This is a genomic window from Leptothrix ochracea (genome assembly GCF_041083635.1).
Classification (GTDB): domain Bacteria; phylum Pseudomonadota; class Gammaproteobacteria; order Burkholderiales; family Burkholderiaceae_C; genus Sphaerotilus; species Sphaerotilus ochraceus.
In genome coordinates this window covers 95,906-117,950 of record NZ_JBFPHB010000010.1, presented here as the reverse complement: position 1 = coordinate 117,950, position 22,045 = coordinate 95,906, and the positions used below count along the sequence as shown (strand labels likewise).

Annotated in this window: 10 protein-coding genes; 8 read left to right on the top strand and 2 right to left on the bottom strand. The window is 60.9% G+C overall.

Going from position 1 to position 22,045, the window contains the following annotated elements; translation table 11 throughout:
* A partial coding sequence (locus AB3X39_RS05400; protein WP_369416334.1) for an Ig-like domain-containing protein occupies positions 1–6,282 on the bottom strand: 6,282 nt, incomplete at its 3' end.
* On the opposite strand from AB3X39_RS05400, the gene AB3X39_RS05395 reads away from it, so the two are divergent.
* Positions 6,281–6,529 (top strand): hypothetical protein, encoded by a 249-nt coding sequence (locus AB3X39_RS05395; protein ID WP_369416333.1) that lies wholly within the window; start codon positions 6,281–6,283, stop codon positions 6,527–6,529. The genes AB3X39_RS05400 and AB3X39_RS05395 overlap by 2 nt on opposite strands.
* Positions 6,530–6,793: 264 nt before the next feature.
* Here AB3X39_RS05395 and AB3X39_RS05390 read toward each other — a convergent pair whose 3' ends face one another.
* A complete protein-coding gene (locus tag AB3X39_RS05390) occupies positions 6,794–14,104 on the bottom strand; it encodes a beta strand repeat-containing protein (RefSeq protein WP_369416332.1) in 7,311 nt (2,436 codons plus the stop codon).
* Between the two features lie 615 nt (positions 14,105–14,719).
* On the opposite strand from AB3X39_RS05390, the gene AB3X39_RS05385 reads away from it, so the two are divergent.
* The 7 genes from AB3X39_RS05385 to AB3X39_RS05355 are packed head-to-tail and all read left to right on the top strand — an operon-like array spanning position 14,720 to position 22,035.
* Complete coding sequence (locus AB3X39_RS05385; protein WP_369416331.1) at positions 14,720–16,021, top strand: nucleotide sugar dehydrogenase; 1,302 nt, start codon at positions 14,720–14,722, stop codon at positions 16,019–16,021.
* Entirely contained in the window at positions 16,018–17,076 is a 1,059-nt protein-coding gene (locus AB3X39_RS05380; protein WP_369416330.1) for an NAD-dependent epimerase/dehydratase family protein, read from the top strand. Before AB3X39_RS05385 ends, AB3X39_RS05380 begins: the two co-directional genes overlap by 4 nt.
* 6 nt (positions 17,077–17,082) lie before the next feature.
* Positions 17,083–18,225 (top strand): dTDP-4-amino-4,6-dideoxy-D-glucose aminotransferase VioA, encoded by a 1,143-nt coding sequence (vioA, locus tag AB3X39_RS05375; RefSeq protein WP_473964890.1) that lies wholly within the window; start codon positions 17,083–17,085, stop codon positions 18,223–18,225.
* 10 nt (positions 18,226–18,235) lie between these two features.
* Entirely contained in the window at positions 18,236–18,943 is a 708-nt protein-coding gene (locus AB3X39_RS05370; RefSeq protein WP_369416329.1) for a WbqC family protein, read from the top strand.
* On the top strand, positions 18,930–19,907 hold the full coding sequence (locus tag AB3X39_RS05365; RefSeq protein ID WP_369416328.1) for a hypothetical protein: 978 nt from the start codon (positions 18,930–18,932) through the stop codon (positions 19,905–19,907). Before AB3X39_RS05370 ends, AB3X39_RS05365 begins: the two co-directional genes overlap by 14 nt.
* Before the next feature lie 35 nt (positions 19,908–19,942).
* Positions 19,943–20,503 carry a GNAT family N-acetyltransferase gene (locus AB3X39_RS05360; RefSeq protein WP_369416327.1) on the top strand — a complete coding sequence of 187 codons (561 nt, stop codon included), beginning with the start codon at positions 19,943–19,945 and terminating at the stop codon, positions 20,501–20,503.
* Positions 20,504–20,520: 17 nt separating this feature from the next.
* Complete coding sequence (locus tag AB3X39_RS05355) at positions 20,521–22,035, top strand: oligosaccharide flippase family protein (RefSeq protein WP_369416326.1); 1,515 nt, start codon at positions 20,521–20,523, stop codon at positions 22,033–22,035.
* Positions 22,036–22,045: the final 10 nt, after the last annotated feature.

The following is a 22,045-nucleotide window of genomic DNA, read 5'->3' as shown; positions in this document are numbered from 1 at the left end:
GTCGCCCAGTGTTGGCGCGGCGATGGTGGTCAAGAACTGTCCGGCCACAAGCGGGTCGGCGACCGCGAGGGCGGGTGCCGTGACTGTTTGTGTGCTGACAACACCCAGCGCATCAGTACGGGTATAGATAACTGTGATGCTGTCGAGGTTCGGATCAACGTTGCTGATGGTCAGGCGACCATCGTTGGTGATCGTGTCCGTGGCGCCAAGGCCCAGCGGGTCGTTGATGGCCTTGAACGAGTCAACCGTTAAAGCTGCCGTGACCGCAGTGATCGCAGTGTCTAAGACGAAACTGACTTGGGCATCGGCGGTGGCAATTCCGCTTACCGGATCAATGGCGTGCACCATTGCGCTGTGGTTACCGTCCGCCAACCCTGGGATGGTGATCGTGCCGCCCGTAACAGGGACGGCCAAGGCCGAGGTCCAAGTAACGCCGTTGTCCAAGCTGTAGGCATAGTCGATGGCGGTTGTGCCGGCCGGGATGAGCAAGGTCGGATCCGGGCTGACGTTGAGTGTGGCGGCGTTGGTGATGGCTGTCGGGGTGTCCAGTGAGCCGCTATCGACCACGCTGACCAGCGGCGGGTTACCGGCGCCCAGCAGGTTGAAGTCCAACACCGGGGTCAAGACTGAGATGTTGCCGGCCAGGTCAACCTGCCGGACCATCACGTGGTTGTTGTAGTTGGCCGGCGTATTGGTCGGGTCGTAAGTACCCCCCGACACCGGGGTGAAGGTGGTGGACCAGATCAAGTTGCCGGCGGCGTCCACAGCACCGTTGCTGTACTCCACCACGGCCTTGGTTTCGGCGGCCACCAGCAGGCCGGCAGCATCGACCAGTTGCAGGGTACCCACGGAGGTCTGGTGATCCACGGCACTGACGCCGTTGTCGTTGGTCAAGGCCAGATGCAGGGCTGCGGTGACGGTGTCTAGCGTGAAGCTGGTGGTGCTGACCGGGCTGATGTTGCCAGCCACGTCGGTTTGTGTGACCACCACGGTGTGCGCACCATCCAACAGCGGCGTCACACCATCAGCCTGGGTCGGGGTGAAGACACCGTTGACCACAGTGGCGACCAGTGGTGCGCTGCCGTCGATGGTGTAGTGCACGGTGGCACCCACTTCCAAGCCACTGACAGCGATGTCGGCGACCGAGGTGATGCGGTCTGTGGCAGTGCCGCCCGGGTTCAGGACGGAGACCGTGTCGTTGTTCAGTCCACTGATCGGTGCCAGGGGGGCCACGGTGTCAAACGTGAAGCTGAAATTCGGAGCTTCGACGCCGTTGACCAAGTTGACACTGACGTTGCCGGCGACATCGGTTTGACGAATGTAGATGTCGTTGACGCCTTGAACCAGTGCAGGAGCCGGGGCACCGGGCGCACCCCAAACCAGCGCGCCATTGACGAGGCTGCCGTACTCAAGGGTCGCACCCGCTTCGACGCCTGCAACGGTGTAAGTACCGATGTTGGTGATTTTGTCGAGGGCACTGGCACCCGTATCGCTGGTCAGGGTGACCACCGGTGCCAAGGCGACGTTGTCGTAGGTGAAGTTCACCGAGGCCGTCTTGATGTTGCCAGCGATGTCGGTGCTGGTTACGGTGGCGACATAGGCGCCGTTGGCCAAGGCAGCGTTATGTGGGATCACGCCATTGCCCAGGGCATCGATCGTCACGGGACCGCTGGCCGCCGCTGTGGCGCTGCCCACGGCCGTGATGGTGTAGCTGGCCGTGGCACCCGCTTCAACCACATTGCCGATGTTCAGGCCGTTGCTGTTGGTGATGCCATCACCCGCCACACCGGAGTCCGTTGTCAGAGCGATGGCCGGAGTGACCAGCGTGGTGTCGAGCGTCAGCGCCAAGGTGCTTGTGGGGGTGACGGTCGAGATGTTGCCGGCGGCGTCGCGCTGGCGCACTTCGATGGTGTACGTGCCATCCGAGGGCAGGGTGGGCGTGAAGTCACCGGTGGGATTGGGGGTCGCACCCAGCCATGCGCCGACGGAACCCGCTGCCGTGGTGACACGGTATTCAACTTGGGCGCCGGCTTCCAAGCCCGTCAACTGAAGGGTAGCGTTGTTGGTGATGGTGTCGGTCGTTAAACCGCTGTTCGTGAACAAGCTCACGCCCGGTGTGGCCGGTGCAAGGGTGTCAAGGGTATAGGTGACCGAGGCTGCGGCGGCCGTGGCGTTGCCGGCGGCGTCTGTCAGCGTGCTGGTGATGGTGTAAAGGCCGTCGGCCAGACCGGTACCTGCTGCGACCTTCGCTGTGTGGGTGGTCAGGTCGTTTTGTGTGACGGTGTGCATGAAGGGGGTCGCGGCCCCCGCGCCGTTGGTAAACACGGCCGTGACCAAATCGCCGACGACAGCATCCAAGGGCAGCGTGACAGGTACAGACAAGGGGATGGCTGCGCCCGGGGTGTAACCCACTGCGGTCCCCAAGACGGGTGCGCCAGGAGCCAAGGTATCGAGGGTGTACGACAGCGGAGCCTGTGTGAACGTGTTGCCTGCTTGGTCGGTTTCTGTGACGGTGACTTGATAGAAGCCGTCTGGCAGGGGATTGCCGAGGTTATCGGTAGCCGGGATGGTCGCCGTCAGCTTGCCGGTGGTTGGCAGCGTGCCAGAGGCCGCGACACCGCCGTTAGCTGCGTGGACCGTGTAGGCCACGCTGAACGTGTTCGGATCCAAATTGCTGACCGTCACATTACCCACTTGGGTGATGCCGGCCCCTTGCACCAAGCCGGTGTCCTGCGCCAGCACCAAGGCCGGGCCCGTGATGGCGTTATCCAAGGTGTACGTCAGTGTGGCAGGCAGCAGAACGCTGCTGCTGTTGCCAGCTTGGTCCACTTGGTAAGCCTCAATCGCGTAGCTGCCCGCCGCACCCGGCGAAGGGATCGTGGCGTTGATCGGTAGACCGGTCAGGGCATTGAACGTCGGCGTGGCACTCAGCCAAGAGCCCCAAACGCCGGTGGCTGTATCTTTGATGTGATACACCACTTGGCTCACCGAGGGATCGAGGCCGGTGACGGTGATCGCGCCGTTGTTGGTGAAGCTGGGGTTCGGGCCCGGTGCGACCAAAGACAAGACGGGATTCGTCAAGCCCAGCGGCATCACGTCCATCGTGTATTGGATCAGCGCCGGGGTGCTGCTGTTGCCAGCCAAGTCCACTTGGTAGTAATTGACGGTGTGCAGGCCGTTGGCCGTGCCGTCCATCGCTACCGAGGGGATGGTCAGGAAGGGCAGACCGGTGACAGGGTCAAGGGACAGCGCAGTCACATCCACAGTGGTCCACGTAGCGGCACCGTCCACGCGGTAAATCACTTGAGCGACGTGCGGATCAAGACCGCTCAAAGTGACTGTGCCATTGGTGGTGACCGCGATTGGCAGATCCTTGGAGCCGGTATCCACCACCGAGGCGATGGGCGCAACGATGGCGTTGTCGATGCTGAAGGCTAGCGTGTTGGTCGTGAGGTTGCCGGCCACATCGGCTTGCTGCACTTCGAGGGTGTAGTTGCCATCCACCGTCGGGCCCGTGATGGTGGCCGCACCCGTTGCATCCGCCGTGACCGAGGCCCACGAGGTCGAAACACCCGTGGTGGTTTCGATCAAACGGTACTTAATCGTGCTGCCGTTCAGGCCCGTGACGCTGATGTTGCTGGACTTGGTGATGCCATCCAAGGCTGTGACGCCGATGGGATTGGTATCGGAAGTCAGTGCGAGGGTGGCCGCTGTCGGAGCGACCGTGTCCAGCGTGAAGCTGATCGAGCTGGTGGATGAGGTCAAGCGAGCATCGCTCTGCATGACGTCCACGGTGTAGACCGAAGCAGCTGTTCCGTCGCCGCTGGTGGGTGCGGTGTAGGTTGATGCCCAAGCGCCGCCATTGATTCGGTATTGAACGGCGGTGGCGGTGGGATCAAGGGTGAAATTCAGGGCTGCGCTGTTGGTGATGAAGTCGCCGGCCACACCGGAGTCTGTGACCAACGCGATACCAGCGGGCGGAATCGGCTGGGTGTTCAGCGTGTAGGTGTAGGTCTGAACCGATTGGTTGCCTGCGGCATCGGTTTGACGCACTTGCACCGAGTACAAACCATCGGCCGTACCGTTTGTCGGTGGCGAGGCGATGGTGGTGCCTGTCAGCGGAGCCCATGTCCCAGGGACAGTGGCGCTGCTGATCATGTAATCCACGGTGGCACCCACTTCCAAACCACTGACGGTCAGGGTGCCGTTGGTGGTCGTGGGGGTGGTGGCACCGTTGGCCAAGGCCAGCACCGCAGCTGTGGGCGCGATGGTGTCGAGGGCCAGATTGCCGGTGGTGGAGGTGAAGGTGGAGGTGTTCTGGGCTGCGTCGGTGTAGCTGACGCGGGTGGTGTAGGCACCGTCAGCGACGTTGGCGAAGGTGTAGACACCGCCAGCGACGGTTGGCGTCACGTTGACGATGGCGCCGGCGCTATCGAGCAGTTCCACCTTGGTGGTTGCGGCGTCGGTGGGCGTGCCGGTGAGGGTGACATCGACGTTGCTGGTACCGGGTGCAACGATCGTGTGCGCGAGTGCCACGACAGTGTTGGTGGCCACCGGAGCGATGGTGTCGAGGGCCAGATTGCCGGCGGTGGATGTGAACGTCGAGGTGTTCTGAGCTGCGTCGGTGTAGCTGACGCGGGTGGTGTAGGCGCCGTCAGGGACGCCCGCAAAGGTGTAAACGTTGCCCGCGACGGTGGGTGTCACATTGACGACGGCCCCGGTGCTGTCGAGCAGTTCCACCTTGGTAGTGGCGGCATCGGTGGGCGCACCGGTGAGGGTGACATCGACGTTGCTGGTGCCGGGTGTGACGATGGTGTGCGCGAGGGCCACCGTGGTGTTGGTCGCTACCGGAGCGATGGTGTCGAGGGCCAGATTGCCGGCGGTGGATGTGAACGTCGAGGTGTTCTGAGCTGCGTCGGTGTAGCTGACGCGGGTGGTGTAGGCACCGTCAGCGACGTTAGCCAGGGTGTAGACGCCAGCCGTGCCGGTGGTGGTGGAGCTGACCACTGCACCGGTACTGTCGAGCAGTTCAACCTTGGTGGTTGCGGCGTCAGCAGGTACGCCCGTCAGGGTGACGTTGACGTTGCTGGTACCGGGTGCAACGATCGTGTGTGCAAGGGCCACGGCGGTGTTGGTGGCCACCGGAGCGATGGTGTCGAGACCGAGATTGCTGGCAGTCGGTGTGTAGATCGCAGCATTGCCCGCAGCGTCGGTATAGGTGACGCGGGTGGTGTAGGCGCCGTCGGCGATGTTGTTCAGGGTATAGACACCCGCTGCACCGGTGGTGGTGGTGCCAACGACAGCGCCTGTGCTGTCGAGCAGTTCCACCTTGACCGTTGCGGCGTCGGTCGGCACGTTGGCCAAGGTGACCGTGACGTTGCTGGTGCCTGCACTGACCAAGGTATGCGCCAAGGCCACATCAGCGGCGGTCGCCAGCGTCGGTGCGATGGTGTCGGGTGTCAGCGTCGTGGCCGAGGTGGTGGGTGCTGACGGGTTGCCTGCAGCGTCCTTGTAGCTGACGCGTGCCGAGTACGTGCCGTCAGCGATGCCAGGGAAGCTGTAGACGCCGTTGGTACCGGTGGTCGTGGTGGCAACAACTGTGTTTGCGCTGTTCAGCAGCTCCACCTTGACGGTGGCTGCATCTGCTGGCACGTGGGCGACCGTGACGTTGAAGGTGCTGGCATTGGCGGCCGTCTTGATGGCCCCCAAGGTGATATCGGTGGGAGCTGCCGCTGTGGGTGGCGTGGTATCCGGAGCAGGCCCAGGTGCGGCGGCACCACCGCCACCACCACCGGCAGCCAAGCCGAGGACGGCTGCGCCGCCTGCGCCATAGGCCCACATCGGAATGCCGCCAGAGGCCGCAGCGGGTGCAGCCGGGGTGATGGGTGCTGTAGCAGCGGGCGCAGTGACCGGAGCTGGAGCGGTTGCAGCGGCTGCCGCGTCTGCGCCTGCGGTCGGCGGCACGACTGGAGGCGGGGTGTTGTCGTCCGTCTTGGTGCTTGCCGGTGCCGCAGGTGTTTCTGGAACCGGATCGGCCGCTTCTGCAGCAGGTGTCGCGCCGTTCTCGACGGGCTCACCGGCTTCGGTGTCGAGGAGATCTTCTCCCACTTTCAGGCGGCGTTGCTTGGGCGCTGCGACGACGTCCTGAGTCTGTTGCTGAGCCGTCGCTGGTGCCGATTGAGCTGCCCGATGGCCCGGCACAACCGCCTGTGCGGTTTGCTGAGCATGAACGGGGGAAGACTGTTGCGCTGTGGCGCTGCGATCGTTGAGTTGCTCGTTCATGGAATGGGTGCTCTCTGAAAAGAAGGTCGGTGATGGCAGCAGTGGGGGGCCGAGTCAGGGACGTATGAAAGAAGTCGGCGCACGTGTCACTGCGGGCATCGGGCTTGTTCGTAATCTAAAAAAAGAATGCTTAGTAAATCGTTATGAATCACTCACAAACACGCCCAGTCTGCTGCAAGTTCACCGCATGGGCAGTGTTCTTGGTGAAGGTGTTGGATTCCTGAGAATGCTGCAACGCGGAGCGTGACCGTATAGGAGTCAAGGCTAACGCCACTCCGATGAACCATGCCGTAAAACGTGTGAACGAGTGTATGCAGCAGGGGGGCGCATCGCAGCAGAAGGTGAGTGCTTGATGTCGCATGGTGGTTTGTCGTTAAAAAGTGACGTACCCATAAGCTAACGGCGAAAAAAAGGCCTGTACAAGGCAGGCCATCGGGTTTCTAACGCGGGCTCTGGAGACGATCCACGTCTAGCTGGGGGCTCGACTGAATCGTCTCCGAAGGCTAGTCCATCAGGGGAGCATGCCCAAGTTCCAGTCGGCAAAGACCGGTGCGGGGTTGTTGGTCACGGCGATCGGCACGGTCGCTTGATTACCCGCCAAGTCGGTCACCAGCAGTGAGACGCTCGGGACCACTTGGGCTGTGGTGAAGGCGTGCAGTGTTGTTTCTGCCAAGCGAACTTCGATCACGGTGGAGCCGTCTACTTGTACGCCAAGAGATATTGCACCGTCCAAGCTTGCGCCCGATGTGACCACTTGCGAGGTGTACCCGCCAGCTGCACCACCACCACTGAAGTTCAACGTGGCAGCATTGACCGAAACCGCCTCGCTGTACGTCACACGAACCACTGCGGTCGAGAGGCCACTTGATGCTGAGGTGTATAGCTCAGCAATGTTGTTGGCTGTGGCACCAGCCGTCGGGAAGACGGTGTCCAGCGTGAAGGACATCGGGATGATCGGGGTTTCGTGCGTTGTTGCGCCGGCCACGTAAGACTCTTTCACCAAGATGGAGTTGAGCCCTTGAGTGGGTACAAATCCTGTCGCTGAAGGCCAAGTTACACCACCATCAAGGCTGTAGAACAGCGCGTCACCGATCAAAGCGGGTTGCGCTGCGACCAAGCTGATGGCCGTGTTGTTAGTGATGTGATCGGTGGCTGAGGCACCTGTATCAGTGATGCTTAGATGTGGCAAAGCGGTGAACAGCGAGGCACCGTCCGGGTTGAACACACCACCAGTCGGGCCAGCCATCCCTTGCAGGTTCAGATTGAACGTTGTCGCGGCGGAAATGTTGCCAGCGTCATCGATCTGATGCACCAAGAGGTTGTTGGCACCCATCGCGGTCGGGGTGTAGATGCTCGAATCCACCCAAGTGATGCCGTCGGTGCTGACTTGGTAGTGCGGAGCAAGGGACGCTTCGCCTGTGAGTGTCAATGTGCCGCTAGAGACAAGTGTTCCCGAACCTACCAACGCACCTGTTGAATCGGTGGCTTGCACCGTGGGTGCTGCCACGAAGTTGTCCACCATGAACGTGGTCATAAAGGTACCAACGTTGCCCGTGGCATCGGTCTGTTGAACCCAGAAGGGAACGGCGGTTGGTGTTGCCACCTGTGCCGGGATGGGTAACCCAGTCGGTGTGAAGGTGCCGTTCACCAGCGTGGGGATCGAGGTCCAGTTCACTCCATCGAAGCTGTACGCCTGTGTTGTATGGGCTTCAGTCGCCAACAACGAGAAGGTAGGCTGATTGGTGGTGGCATCGTTGAGCCGACCGCTGTCTGTTGCCAGACCAATCACGGGTGCCGGGGTCATGTTGTCGAAGGTGAATGACAACGGGGCACTCGGCGCTGAGACGTTACCGGCCGCATCTGTCTGCGTGACGGTGACCGAGACGGGGATGCCGATCCCTGTGGTCGGGTTGATCAAACCGCCCAGTGTCAACAGGTAGTTTTGCATGCCAAGCAGATCAGTGGTGATCGGCGTACCCGTGGTGGCATCGGTATAGGTGTAGTGCTCGGTCGAGGGATGCAGGTCGGTGATGGTACTGGTTGAGGTACCGCCGGTCAGCAGGCCCCCAAGCGGATCCCAGAACGAGCCGGTTTGCGAGTACGTTACGCCGCCTGCCACGACCGGGGCATTCAGCGCCAAGGTCGGAGATGTGGATACCGTGTCCAGCGTGAAGTTGTAGGTGCCGGTGGCCGAAGTGGTCACGTTGCCGGCAGCGTCGGTTTCACGCATGAAGAGGCTGTAGGTGCCATCGGCCAGCACCCCTGGGGCCAAGGCCGAGAGCGGTTGCCAGTTGTTGATGCCGTCCACGCTGTACTCGACCAGATTACCTGCGGTTTCCGGTACGAAATTCGCTGTTGGGTCGTTGGTGAGTTTGTCGGTGAGCTGTGCACCGAAAACTGCCGGCGCTGCCGTTGCATCGGCGGAATCCGTACGCAAGGCGACGGTCAATGCGACTGGGCCCACCGTATCAAGGGTGAAAGCCAGCGGCGTGGATGCCAGTGAGACATTGCCGGCCACGTCGGTTTGACGCACGATGACGCTGTGTAGACCATTGGCCGTAGGCGGGGTGTACGAGCTTAACCAGCCACCGTTGTCAAGGTTGTATTCCACCAAAGCGCCCGGTTCCACGCCTGTGAGTGGAGCCAGTGCGGCGTTGTTGGTCAGGCCGTCGGTCGCGGAGACGCCGGTATCGGCAAGTAGCTTCACGCCCGGGGCCAAGGCCACGGTGTCAAGGGTGAAGGCCAGCGGGGTGGAAGGCGTGGAGACATTGCCTGCGACGTCGGTCTGACGAACGCTGACGGTGTGCGGGCCGTCGAGCGCAGGAACGGTGTAAGCCGCCCCCCATGCACCGCCGTCCACGCTGTACTGCACCGTGGCGCCGGCTTCAATCCCCGTGGGGGCATTCAGCGTTGCAACGCTGGTGATGCTGTCACCGACCACCCCCGTGTCTGTGACCAAGCTGATGGTTGGCGTTGCGACGATGGTGTCCAGCGTGAAGGTCAGCGGAGCCGAGGCGACAGAGATGTTGCCCGCAGCGTCGATCTGACGTACAGCCACGGTGTGTTGTGAGGCCAAGGTGCCGTCGCCGATGGTCGGGGCGGTGTATGCCCCCCAAGCACCGTTGTCGAGGCTGTATTCGACGGTCGCACCAGTTTCAACGCCGACCAGCGCAGCCAAGGCGGCGTTGTTGGTGAGGAAATCGCCTGGCGTGCCACTATCGGTGGCCAAGGCCAAACCCGTGGGAGCAACCACCACATTGTCAAAGGCCAAGGCGGCCGATGTCACCGTGGTGGAGGTGTTGCCCGCAACGTCTGTGATATGGGCGTTGGCGGTGTACGACGAGCCACTGGTGAGGGTGGCTTGGTCGATGGTGAAGCTGACGGTACCCGACTGGATGTTTGCCGTGGTCAGGACCACCGCTACCGGTGACGCCGAGGCCCCAGTCACGGTGAGGGTCAGCGTATCGCCAGCCGCAGCGTTGGCTCCCAAAGCGACGGTGGCGGTCACGGTACCGGCTGTGGCCGCCAAGGCTGAAGCCACGTAACTCAGACCCACTGAAGTCACATTGGGGGTGGTGGCATCCAGGGTGTAGACCAGCGGTGTAGACGCGGCAGAAAGATTGCCAGCGGCATCAATTTGGCGCACTTCGACGCTGTGCTGACCATCGACCGTCGGTGGGGTGTAGGTGCCCGACCAGCTGATGCCGCCATCCACGCTGTACTGCACGGTAGCACCGGTTTCAACACCGACCAGCGCTGCCAAAGTGGCGTTGTTGGTGATGTTGTCACCGACTAAACCGCTGTCTACCGCCAAGGCCAAGTTGCTGGGCGTGGCAGCGACGTTGTCGAAGGTTAAAGCGGTGGATACCACAGCGGGCAAGCTGTTGCCCGCCACGTCGGTGATATGGGCGCTGGCGCTGGTGGTGGTGCCGCTGACGAGCGTGGCTTGGTCGATGGTGATGGACACCGAGCCGGCGGCGATGTCCGCTGCCGACAGGGCCCTAGCGACCGGCTGTGTGGAGGCATTCGCGATGGTCAGCGTCAGCGTGTCACCCACCGCCGCGTTGGCACCCAGAGCGACGCTGGCGACCAGCGTGCCTTGAGTGGCAGGCAGGGTCGATGGGGTGTAGGTCAGGCTGGAAGTGCTGACATTGGGTGCCACGGTGTCAAGCGTGAACTGGAAGGTGGTGACCAAGCTCACCGGCGTCGCACCGTTCGGATCAACGTAGCGCAGATGGGTGGTGTTGAGACCTTCAACCCATGTCGGAGCGGCCGCTGTCCAGCCAGTGATGCCATCGGCGCTGTATTGGACTTGGGTCAGACCTGCTGTGGTGGAGGCTGGGACGTTCAGTGCGCCATTGGAGGTGATCAAGTCGCCCGCGATACCGGTATCGCTGGCCAACTGAGCCACTGGGCCGGGAGTGCCTTGCAAATTGAAGGAAGCACTGCTCAAGGAGCTGGTGTTGCCGGCGGCGTCGGTGACTTGCACGTCCACCGTATACAGACCGCTGGTCGGTTGCGACGGCACGGTATAGACGCCGCCGACGGCCACCAAGGAGGTCCAGGCCGACGGTGTCGCACCGGTGTAGACCCGGTATTGCACGGTAGCACCGGCTTCAACGCCCACCAGATCGATGGCCGAATTGGTCACCGGGGCCGTGGCGCTGACAGCGTTTTGGGTGCCGGACAGCACCAGCGACGGCGCTGCTGGGGCAAGGGTATCGAGGGTGAAAGCAAGGGTGGTCGATGTCGAGATGTTGCCTGCGGCGTCTACCTCACGCACACCGACGGTGTGTGCGCCGTCAATCGTTGGCGCGGTGTACGCACCCCATGTTGTGCTGCCGTCCACGCTGTATTGCACGGTGGCACCGGCTTCCGTGGCGGCCACAGCAGCCAGCGTGGCGTTGTTGGTCAAGCTGGTGGCACCGTTGGCCAAGGCCACGACGGGAGCGGTTGGAGCGACGTTATCCAGCGTGAAGGCGAGCGCGGTCGATGCCGAGACATTGCCGGCGGTGTCGGTCTGGCGCACGTTCACGGTGTAGGCCGTGCCGTTGGTGGCTGTCGTGGGAGCGGTGTAGGTGGTGGACCAAGCACTGCCATTCACGCTGTATTCAACGGTGGCACCCGCTTCTGGGGTGATCGCCGCCAAGGTGGCGTTGTTGGTCAGGCTGGTGGCACCGTTGGCCAAAGCAACGACGGGTGCTATGGGGGCAACGGTATCCAGCGTGAAGGCGATCGACGTTGTGGCGGAAACATTGCCTGCGGCGTCGGTCTGACGCACCTTGACGGTGTGAGCGATATCGCCGACAGGTGCGCTGTAGGCGCTGGACCAAGCGCCGTTATCGACGCTGTATTCGACCGTGGCACCGGGTTCGCTGGTGACCTTCAAACCGGCGTTGTTGGTCAGGGTGGTGGCACCGTTGGCCAGCGCCACGACGGGGGCTGTTGGTGCGATGCTGTCGAGATTGAAGGTCAGCACGGCTGAGGCTGCGGAGACATTGCCCGCCACGTCGGTTTGGCGCACGTAGAGCGTGTTGCCGCCTTGAACCGCAGCAGGTTGCTGAGCGGCCCAAGTTGCGCCGTCGGTGCTGTATTCGACCAAGGCACCGGCTTCGATACCGCCCAAGGTGACAGCGCTGCTGTTGGTCAGGGCGCTGGTGCCCGTTTGCAGGCTGAGCGTGGGCGCCACGACTTGGGTGTCGAGGGTGAAGGTGAAGGATGCAGGCAGGGTGGCGCTGTTGCCGGTGGTGTCGGCTGGATTGTTGTAGCGCACTTCCACGACATTGACCGCATTGGCGGTCGGCGTGAAGCTCGGGCCCCACGTGCGGCCACCGTCGGTGCTGTACTCAATGACGGTCGAGTTGGGTGCTGTGTTGGCTGCCGGGGTGATCTTCAGCTGGGCGATGCTGGTGATCAGATCCGTTCCACTGGCGCCGGTGTCGTTCACCAAGCCCACGGTCGGTGCAGAACCGGCGCTGGACAACGTGAAGTTGATCGAACCGAAGCTGGTCGAAACGTTACCGGCGGTATCGGTCTGACGCACATCGACGGTGTAGCTCAGGCCGGGCACCGTGGGCGAGGGCACGTTGTAGGCGCCTTGAGCATCGGCCACCAAGGGCAACCATGTGCCGCTAGCGTTGACTTGGTATTCGACGGTGGCGCCCACTTCGACGCCGCTCACGCTGACGCTACCGTTGTTGGTGGTTGTACCCGCGGTGGCACCATTGACCAAAGCGAGCGTTGGAGCAACGGGTGCTTGGGTGTCGAGCGTGAAGGCCAGTGGTGCCGAAGCGGCCGAAGCATTGCCTGCGGCATCGACTTGACGGGCTTCAACGGTGTGAGCGCCTTGGGCTGAGGGTGCTGTATAGGCTCCCCAAGCGCCGCCATCGACGCGGTATTCAACCGTTGCACCGATTTCCGTCGCGGGCAGCGCCGTCAGAGCAGCATTGTTGGTCAGGGTGGTGGCACCGTTGGCCAAGGTCGGGGTCACGCCCGCCGGAGCCACAGTGTCGAGCGTGAAGTTGAGCGTGGTCGATGCCGAGATGTTGCCTGCCGCGTCGGTTTGCCGCACATCGACGGTGTGGGCGGTGTTGCCAGTCGGGGCGGTGTAGGTGGTGGCCCAGTTGCTGCCATCGACACGGTATTCAACGGTGGCACCGGCTTCAGGCGTGACGGTGGTCAGGACTGCGCTGTTGGTCAGCGTGGTGGCATTGTTGGCCAAGGCGACCACCGGGGCTGCGGGAGCCACGGTGTCGAGGGTGAAGCTGGCCGTGCTGATGGCCGAAGCGTTACCGGCCACATCGACTTGGCGCGCTTCAACGGTGTGGGCGCCTTGCGCTGAGGGTGCTGTGTAGGCCCCCCAAGTACCGCCATCGACACGGTATTCGACCGTGGCACCTGCTGCCGGGGTGATGGCAGCCAAGGCGGCGCTGTTGGTCAGGGTGGTGGCACCGTTGGCCAAGACCGGGGTTACGCCAGCCGGGGCTTGGGTGTCGAGGGTGAACGTGATCGTGCTGATCGGTGATTGGCCGCCGCTGGTGGTTTGGCGTACCTCGATCGTATGTGCGCCATCGGTGGTCGGCGTTGGCACCGTGGCAGAGCCATTGGTTGCTGTGACGGAGGTCCAAGAGCCTGTGTCTAACCGATATTCAACGGTGGCGCCGGTGGCCAGGTTAGAGAGGCTCAGAGCGCCGTTGTTGGTGATTTTGTCGGTGGGGTTGCTGCCGGAATCGGTGGCCAGCGCAACGGTGGGTGCTGTGGGGGCGACAACAGGAGCTGGGGTCGGTGCCGGTGCAGCCTTGCTACCACCGCCTGCTGCTGCACCCAAAACAACCACCCCACCACCGGCCATGGTGGCAATGCCTGCGGTGGTCGAAAAGAAGCTACCCGTCGCAGTTGCCGTGCCGGCCGCTGTGACTCCTGCGGTGGCGGCTGTTGTTTCTGCGGCGGTGCTTGCCGCAGCGGCGCCGGTTGTGGCGGCACCAGCGCCTGCGGCATCAAGGGCGGCCGGTGCGGTGGTGGTTGCGGCAGCGCCTGCGACCTCGGCCACCACGGGTGCGGGATCCACAGCAGGTATCGGTGCCGGATCAGCCGCTTCGGTGTCATTGATCAGCGTGGATTCGTCGCTTAGAGCGTCCAGCAGCTCGTCACTTGGGCGCAGCGTATTTGCTGCACGGGCCTTCACCACCACGGACGGCTGTGCGCCAGCCGAAACCATCGGGGCAGTAACAGGCTTGATGCCATGGGCACCGTGCTCCTGCGGAGCCGCAGCTGAAGAAGAAGCTTGCGACGTGATGTCACGTGGGTTGGTGCGCTCGTTCATATGTGATGCTCTAAGAAGTTGTGAAAACTAGAACTGCCGCTGACGTGCTCCGCCCGTCAAAGATGACGGGGCTATTTTCAACGATGGGCAAGCAGCTCAATCTAAGGGATTGGAGAGGACTTTGGATGTAATCTAGGCGCTTTTTGCTGAAAAAAGCATTAAGAAATGCTCACAAATACTCTTTCCTCATTGTAGGTTGTTGCAGTCTGCGAGCTTGTTTCGCCCGTGTTCATCCGTCTTGTTGCGTCGTTCACGTCTTGAGAGATGGGAAAAAATCCCCTTTCCTTGGGGGTTTTCTCAGCCGACGCCTTTGGCCGTCACCTTGGCAGCGTGTCGGCGAGTGATGTCGATTGATCTGTAATAATCGTGTCGTTATGTTTTTTGCCAAAAAGGCCCCGTAAATAGGGGGGGTGCTGCGTGGGTCATGTGTGAACCACGCATCAAGCATGGCATGCGCATTGCGGCCATCAGCGCATGCCGTGTGGGTGTTGAGTTCCAGCGCTCAGTTGACACAGATCGGGTTTTCGCTTCAGCTCGAACGATAAAATTCGTGACAAACCTCTCAAGACTCTCAAGAGGGATCTTCCTCTTCCCGCACTGAAAGCAAGTTGGCTTATGCAAGCTGGTTCCTTGAAAGAAACAATCCTCGCCGTCGTTGGACTGGGCTACGTGGGCTTGCCCTTGGCGGTGGAATTCGGCAAAAAGCTGCCAACCCTGGGTTTTGATCTGTCGGCGGACAAGGTTGCGGCTTATCAGCAGCACGTTGACCCGACAGGCGAGGTTGCCAGTGCTGATTTGGCGGCTGCGGTGCATTTGCAGTGCTCGACCGATCCAGCGGTGTTGGCCCAAGCCAACTTCATCATCGTCGCTGTGCCTACGCCCGTGGATCAAGCGCACCAACCCGATTTCACGCCGTTGGTCAAAAGCTCTGAAAGTGTTGGCCGCCATCTTCGCCCTGGCACCACGGTGGTCTATGAATCGACCGTCTATCCGGGCGCGACGGAAGAAATCTGCATCCCGATCCTTGAGAAGTTCTCCGGCCTGACGTGGAAGAAGGATTTCTTTGTCGGCTACAGCCCTGAGCGGATCAATCCGGGCGACAAAGAACGCACCGTCACCAAAATTACCAAAGTCGTGTCGGGGGATAGCCCCGAAACCTTGGCCTATGTCGCGGAGGTTTACGGATCGGTGATCACGGCCGGTGTCTACCCCGCCAGCAGCATCAAGGTGGCCGAAGCCGCCAAGGTGATCGAGAACACCCAGCGCGATCTGAACATCGCTTTGATGAATGAGCTGGCGATGATCTTTGATCGCATCGGCATCGACACCCTCGAAGTCCTCCAAGCCGCAGGCACCAAGTGGAACTTCCTGCCCTTCCGTCCCGGCTTGGTCGGCGGGCATTGCATCGGTGTCGATCCTTACTATCTGACACACAAGGCCGACATGCTCGGCTACCACTCGCAGGTGATTCTGGCGGGGCGGCGCATCAACGACGGTATGGCCGCTTATGTGGCCCAGCAAACCGTCAAAAAGCTCATCCAAACCGGCGCTTCGGTGAAAAACGCCAAGGTCGTGGTTCTGGGCCTGACCTTCAAAGAAAACTGCCCCGATCTGCGCAACAGCAAAGTCGCCGACTTGGTGGCTGAGTTGCACGACTTCGGCTGCGATGTACACGTGCATGACCCGCTGGCCGAGCCCGCTGAAGCCATGCACGAATACGGCATCACCTTGGCGCCGTGGTCGGCGCTGACCCAAGCCGATGCGGTGGTTGCGGCCGTTTCGCACCACGCCTACACCGGCCAGCCCTTGGGGGGCGTGCTGGCGCTGCTCAAGACCGGCGGGGTTTTCATCGACATCAAGTCGGCCTATGACGCGCACGCCATCGTGGCGGCCGGCCATACCCTGTGGCGTCTATGAGCCACGCCGCGCCCCCTGGCCTCGAAGCGGTTCGCACCAGCCTCCAAGCCCAGCCGCGCAGGTGGTTGATCACGGGTGTGGCGGGCTTCATCGGCAGTCACTTGCTTGAAGCCCTGCTCAAGCTGGATCAGTACGTGGTGGGCTTGGACAACTTCGCCACCGGCCATCAGCACAACTTGGATGAAGTCCAAAGCTTGGTGCGCCCCGAGCAGTGGGCGCGGCTGCGCTTCATCCGGGGCGATATCCGTGATCTGGACACCTGCCGCCAAGCCTGTACTGGGGTCGATCTGGTCTTGCATCAGGCCGCCCTTGGCAGCGTGCCGCGTTCGGTTCAAGACCCGATCACCACCCACGACGTCAACATCAGCGGTTTTCTGAACATGCTGGTCGCTGCGCGTGACGCCAAGGTCAAGCGCTTTGTCTACGCCGCCTCCAGCTCCACCTACGGTGATCACCCCGGGCTGCCCAAGGTCGAAGAGCGCATCGGCAAGCCGCTTTCGCCCTACGCCGTGACCAAAGCGGTCAACGAGATGTACGCCGACGTCTTTGACCGCACCTATGCGCTGCAAAGCATCGGCCTGCGTTATTTCAACGTCTTTGGCCCGCGTCAAGACCCGAATGGCGCCTATGCGGCGGTGATTCCGAAGTGGATTGCGAGCCTCATCGCCGCTGAGCCGGTTTACATCAACGGTGACGGCGAAACCAGCCGCGATTTCTGCTTCATCGCCAATACCGTGCAAGCCAATTTGCTGGCGGCCGTGACCACCGATCCGGCGGCGGTCAATCAGGTCTACAACGTGGCGGTGGGCGACCGCACCACCTTGAACGAGCTTTACGGCCATTTGCGCCAAGCGTTGTTGCCGCGTTTTCCGCACCTGCAAGACGTTGCGCCGCAATACCGCGAGTTCCGCGCTGGCGATGTGCGCCATTCGCTGGCCGACATCGGCAAGGCCTACAACTTGCTCGGCTACCAGCCCACGCACCGTGTTGCCGAAGGCCTGGCCTTGGCCATGACGTGGTACGTGGACCACCTGCTGCATCACGAAGTGATCTGACCGCTCATGACGACGACGCCCCCCGCCGCCGCGCCTGTGCCCGCGCCGATCTACGTCACCCAGCCGTTTTTGCCCGATCTGGCCGAGTTTCAGCCCTACCTAGAGCAGATCTGGTCGAACAAGATCCTCACCAACGGCGGGCCGTTTCATCAGCAGCTTGAAAAGGCCTTGTGTGAGCACCTTGGCGTTGAGCACATTGCCCTCTTTACCAACGGCACGTTGGCGCTGGTCACGGCCTTGCAGGCGCTGCGCATCACGGGGGAAGTGATCACCACGCCGTACTCCTTTGTGGCCACGGCGCACTCGCTGCTGTGGAACGGCATCAAGCCGGTGTTTGTCGATATCGACCCACAAACCTTGAACCTCGACCCGCGCCGGATCGAGGCCGCCATCACGCCGCAGACCACCGCCATCTTGCCGGTGCATTGCTACGGCCACCCCTGTGATGTGGACGCCATCCAGAAGATGGCCGACAACTACAACTTGAAGGTGATCTACGACGCCGCTCACGCCTTTGGGGTGCAAACCACGCCGGGCACCAGCGTGCTGCGGTTTGGCGACTTGTCGGTGCTGAGCTTTCACGCCACCAAGGTGTTCAACACCTTTGAAGGCGGGGCCATCGTCTGCCCCGACGCCAAAACCAAGCAACGCATCGACCACCTGAAGAACTTCGGTTTTGTCGATGAAGTCACCGTGGTCGCCCCCGGCATCAACGGCAAGATGAGCGAGCTCAACGCCTCGTTTGGCCTGTTGCAACTCAAGCACATCGATGCCGCCATGGCGCGCCGCGCGACCATCGCCGCCCGCTACCGCGCTGCGCTGGCTGAGGTGCCCGGCATCCGCTGTGTGGGGGACGCCGGTGAAGCGGTGGCGAACCACTCGTATTTCCCCATCCTGATCGAGCCCGATTTCTCCCTCAGCCGCGACGCGCTCTATCAGCGTTTGCGCGAGCACAACATCTTTCCCCGGCGCTACTTCTACCCGCTGATCTCCGACTTCCCCATGTATCGCGGCCTGCCCTCCGCCGCCCCCGGCAACTTGCCGGTGGCCAGCGAGATCGCCCGCAAAGTGCTTTGCCTGCCGATCTATCCCGCCTTGAGCGACGCGGATCAAGACCGCGTGGTGGCGCAGATTCGCGCTTGCGCTTGATGAAGTCGGCATGAAGCTTGCCTTGATGCAGCCCTATGTTTTTCCGTACATCGGCTATTACCAGCTGGCGTTTTCGGTCGATGAATTCGTCTTCTATGACGATGCCAATTTCATCAAGCAGGGCTTCATCAATCGCAACGCCATCTTGTTGAATCGCGCGCGCTTTGATTTCAGTCTGCCGGTGGCTTCGATCAGCAGTTTCAGAACGATTGCGCAACACAACTACACCGGCCGATTTGAGGTGTTTCTCAAACAGATTCGCTCGGCTTACACCAAGGCACCATTTTTTGAGGCCGTGTATCCGATCATTGCAGGTGTGATCAACGACCAAGACCTTGGTGTTGCCCGCAAGAATGCCCAGAGCATCACGGCGGTTTTTGATTATTTGAAGGTGCCTCGGGTCTTTTCTTTTGCCTCCGATCTGACAGTGGCTGATGATTGCCGCGCTGAAGATCGCGTGATAGAGGTTTGCCGTCAAAAAAAGGCCACCCACTATCACAACTCCATCGGTGGAAAGAGCCTGTACAGCACCGAGCATTTCCAGGCTGCTGGCATTGAACTTCGCTTTACCAAGCCGCTGCTGCAGCCCTATGCCCAAGGCTCGGCCGACTTTGTGCCCTACCTCTCCATGATTGATACTTTGATGTGGTGCAGTCCCAGTCATGTGATTGATTTGCTGGGAATTTATGAGCTTGAGGAAAATGATGGCAACCCCTAAGGCCATGGGTGGCTATTTTGAGCTTGCTCTTCCTGATCGAACCCATGACACATATTCGGCTGCACTGAAGTATCAATCCGCCCGGTCGGCTTTTTTGGCCTTGCTGCGGACCTGTCGGCCTCAAAGAGTATGGCTGCCGACTTATATCTGTGACGCGATGCTTGCTCCGGTGCGTCAGGCGGGGATCGAGCTTTGTTTCTATGCGGTGGATGCCCATTTGGGCATCGCGACCGATATCACCTTGGCGTCAACCGACATGCTCTTGTATGTCAATTACTTTGGTCTTTGTGACGCCGAAGTGGACAAAGTGTTGGCCCGATTTGATCCGCAACAGGTGGTGCTGGATTATTCCCAAGCTTTTTATGCGCAACCTCGGGTATGTTTGGCCACCATCTATTCGCCCAGAAAATTCTTCCCTCTGCCCGATGGCGGTTTGATGTTCACCGCGCAGCCCATTGAACCGGCTGTGGCGGTGGATGAGCGCAGCCTAGACCGTATGCGGCATTTGCTCCGTCGTTGCTCTGAGACGCCGGAGTCGGGCTATAGCGACTATCAGCGTGCCGAAGCCAGTCTTGAAGAAGACATCGAACCCAAGGCGATGTCTTGCTTGACAAGCAAGCTCTTTCAAACACTCGACGTTGAACAAGCCCGGATCAAGCGCAATGCCAATTTCGGTGTTTTGCATGCTGCGCTCGGTACCAGCAATCTTTTCCAGATCCGGGCAGAGACGGTCAACGGACCTTTGAGCTATCCATGGCTTGTTCATGACGCCTCGTTGAGGCAAAAATTGATTGCCGAACGCATTTTTGTGCCCACCTATTGGCCAGACGTTCGCACACGTGCCGATGCGTCCTCATGGGCCGTTCATTACGCTGATCGGTGTTTGGCTTTGCCTTGCGATCAACGGTATGGTTCGGAAGATATGGATCGAATGATTAAACTTGTTCGACCATGGATGCAATGATTCTTTGCGCATAATTTGACTCACCAAGGTGCTCTATGAATATTTGCGGAAAAATTGTCACACTGCGAGCCCCTGAATTGGCTGATATTCCTGATTTGCACCGTTGGAGCAATGATCCAGAAATATGGCGCATGCTGGGTGGATGGCATTTTCCGTTCTCGAGTCGATCCACAGAAGATTGGGTCCGAGGTCGAAAAGACGGCAATCTAACCGACCATGTTTTTTGCATCGATACGCCCGAAGAAGGCTTGATTGGTACGGCCAATCTTGTGAATATCGATTGGAAAAATAAAAATGCGTATCACGGTATGATGATTGGTAAAGCCAATCTTCGTGGAAAAGGCTACGCCTTGGATACTGTTCATGCCATCATGAAATATGCATTCATGGAGCTTGGGCTTCATCGTCTTGATGGTGACATGATTGCCTACAATCATCGATCCATTAAGTTCTATATCGATAAGTGTGGTTGGCAGCACGAGGGTATTCGCCGCGATTGGTTTTTCAGAGAGGGCCAACACCACGACAAAGTGGTGGTCGGGGTGACGCGTGAGGACTATGTTTCTCATGTCGCCAAGAACAAGTATTGGGATTGATTTCTTCAGTTGTTGGCATGTCATTCAAGCGCAACGTCCTCGCCAGCTACGCCAGCCAGATCTACGTCACGTTGATCGGCATCGTGATCGTGCCGGTCTACATCCAGTTCATGGGTGCTGAGGCCTATGGGTTGATTGGCTTTTATGCGATGTTGCAGGCGTGGTTTCTGCTGCTCGATATGGGCTTGGCACCCACGATGTCGCGTGAGACGGCGCGCTTTGCCGGGGGGGCGATGGACGCCTTGCAGCTGCGGCAGTTGTTGCGCGCGCTGGAAGGCGTTTTCTATGCCGTGGGCTTGCTTGGGGCGCTGGCGCTGATGGTGGGGGCCGACGCCATCGCGGCGCGCTGGCTCAAGGTGGAGCATTTGCCGCTGGATCAGGTGCGGCTGGCGATTGAGTTGATGGCGGCCATCATCGGCCTGCGTTGGGTGGCCGGGTTGTATCGCGGCGCGATTGGGGGCTTTGAGCAGCAAGTTTGGCTCGGTCAGTTGAACGCCACCATGGCCACCGCGCGTTTTGTCTTGGTGTTGCCCGTCTTTTATCTATGGGGCACCACGCCAGCGCATTTCTTCGGCTATCAGCTCGCGGTGGCGGGTGTTGAAACGGCGGTGCTGGCGGTCAAAACCTATCGCTTGATGCCGGCTTTGCCTTCATCGGTTTCGGGGTCACGCGTGGGTTGGTCGTGGGCACCCTTGCGCGGCGTGCTCAAGTTTTCGCTCAGCATCGCTTTCACCAGTGCGGTGTGGGTGTTTGTGACGCAGACCGACAAGTTGGTGCTCTCCAAACTCTTGCCCTTGGGCGAATACGCTTATTTCACCTTGGCGGTGTTGGTGGCGGGTGGGGTGTCGATCGTCAGCGGTCCGATCAGCACCGCGCTTTTGCCGCGCCTGAGTCGGCTGCAAGCGCAGCACGACGAGCAAGGCTTGATCGACCTTTACCGCAAGGCCACGCAGTGGGTGGCGGTGATTGCGCTGCCGGTGGCCCTGATGCTGGCTTGTTTTGCCGAGTCGCTGCTCTGGGCCTGGACCGGCAACGCCACCACCGCCGCGCACGCCGCACCCATCCTGAGCCTTTACGCCTTGGGCAACGGCATCTTGGCCCTGGGCGCTTTTCCCTATTACCTCCAGTTCGCCAAGGGCGATGTGCGTCTGCACCTGCTTGGCAACGTGCTTTTCGTGGTGGTGCTGATCCCCACCGTGATTTGGGCGACGCTGAACTTTGGTGCCACTGGCGCCGGTTGGGCTTGGTTGGGTGCCAACGCAGCCTATTTCCTCTTCTGGGTGCCCTTGGTTCACCGACGTTTTGCGCCGGGACTGCATGGGCGCTGGCTTTTTCAGGATGTCGGGCCTGTGGCCTTGGTCACGGCGGTTGCCGCCCTGTCAGCCATGGCCTTCCTGAGTCCTCCTGCATCCCGTCTCGGGCTGGTGGCGCTTTTGCTGCTCATCGGCATGGCGGTGATGACCTTGGCCGCCCTCAGTTCCGCCCCATGCCGAGGCTTCATCCGCCAAAAATGGCTGGCTCTAACCTTTTGACCGCATCTCC